We start from the raw sequence: 1,291 nt of genomic DNA, 5'->3' as shown, positions 1-1,291 counted from the left end.
GGCCAGCATCGGCGTGGCGACCACCGAGGACAGCGTGGACGCGACCGAGCTGCTCACCCACGCCGACCTCGCGCTCTACTCCGCCAAGGCGGCCGGCCGCCGTCAGTGGCGCCACTACCGGCCGGCCCTGCAGACCGGGATGGTGGAGCGGCACGAGCTGAACGAGCACCTCGACTCGGCGATCGCGGAATCGGCCTTCCAGCTGTACTACCAGCCGATCGTCGACCTGCGCTCGGGGGACCTGGTCGCCTTCGAGGCGCTGGTCCGCTGGCCGCACGACCGCCGCGGCATGGTGCTGCCCGACGAGTTCATCGCCCTGGCCGAGGAGAGCGGCCAGATCGTCCCGCTCGGCGCCTGGGTGCTGGAGCGCGCCGCCCAGGAGGTCGCGGCCTGGCACGCCGCGAGTTCGGCGGTCCGCTCCGCCGCCGGCCGGCCGCCGCTGCGGGTCAACGTCAACGTCTCGGCCCGGCAGTTCCGCGACGCCGGGTTCGTGGACGTGGTCCGCCGGGCCCTGGCCACCACCGGCATCGACCCGCACACGCTGGTGCTGGAGCTGACCGAGTCCGTACTGATGCGCCGCGACGACCGCATCCACGCCGACATGGCCACCCTGTCCGGCCTCGGCGTCGGCATCGCCATCGACGACTTCGGCACCGGCTACTCCTCGCTGTCCTACCTGCGCGAGTTCCCGATCTCCCTGCTCAAGATCGACAAGTCCTTCATCGACGGCCTCGGCCACTCGCCCCAGCAGTACGCCCTGGTCGAGGGCATCACCCGGATCGCCGACACCCTCGGCGTCCAGGTGATCGCCGAGGGCATCGAGCACGCCGACCAGCGCGACCTGCTCGCCGCCATGGGCTGCCCGCTCGGCCAGGGGTACCTCTTCGCCCACCCCATGGACTCGCCGCAGGCCCGCGCCCTGGTCCGGCGGACCTCCTACGAACCCGCCTGAACGGCGGCCCGCCCCCGCTACTCCTTGCGCAGCGCGTGCGACAGCACCGTGAGCAGCGCCAGCGTGGGCCTCGCGTGCCCGGCCTCGACGGCCCGGACGTCGGCCTCCGGGAGGCCCGCCCGGGCGGCGAGGTCGCCGAGGGTGAGGCCGAGGTCGCCGCGGCGGGCACGGACGGCGCGGGCCAGGGCCTCGGCCGGGTCGCCGTCCGGATGGGCGGGGAAGTCCTCGATCAGGGGGCGCGCCAGATCCACCGAACTCTCCTCATCGGCCTGCGGGGCGCACAGTCTGGCACGCGATCAGCGGACGGGGACCCCAAGCGGAGGTCAAGGTTCCTTGACC

General features: G+C 73.5%; 2 protein-coding genes. One reads left to right on the top strand and one right to left on the bottom strand.

What is annotated here, in order from left to right:
* On the top strand, nt 1-952 hold a 952-nt coding region (locus tag ACFVHV_RS43805), incomplete at its 5' end, for a putative bifunctional diguanylate cyclase/phosphodiesterase (RefSeq protein WP_380359492.1).
* 17 nt (nt 953-969) lie between these two features.
* On the opposite strand, the gene ACFVHV_RS43800 is transcribed toward ACFVHV_RS43805, so the two are convergent.
* On the bottom strand, nt 970-1,203 hold the full coding sequence (locus tag ACFVHV_RS43800; protein WP_359913507.1) for a helix-turn-helix transcriptional regulator: 234 nt from the start codon (nt 1,201-1,203) through the stop codon (nt 970-972).
* Nucleotides 1,204-1,291: the final 88 nt, after the last annotated feature.

The sequence above is a fragment of the Kitasatospora sp. NPDC127116 genome (genome assembly GCF_042677365.1).
GTDB classification, from domain to species: Bacteria; Actinomycetota; Actinomycetes; order Streptomycetales; family Streptomycetaceae; genus Kitasatospora; species Kitasatospora lactacystinica.
The sequence above is the reverse complement of the archived record's forward strand: the minus strand, read 5'-3'. Positions and strand labels throughout refer to the sequence as shown.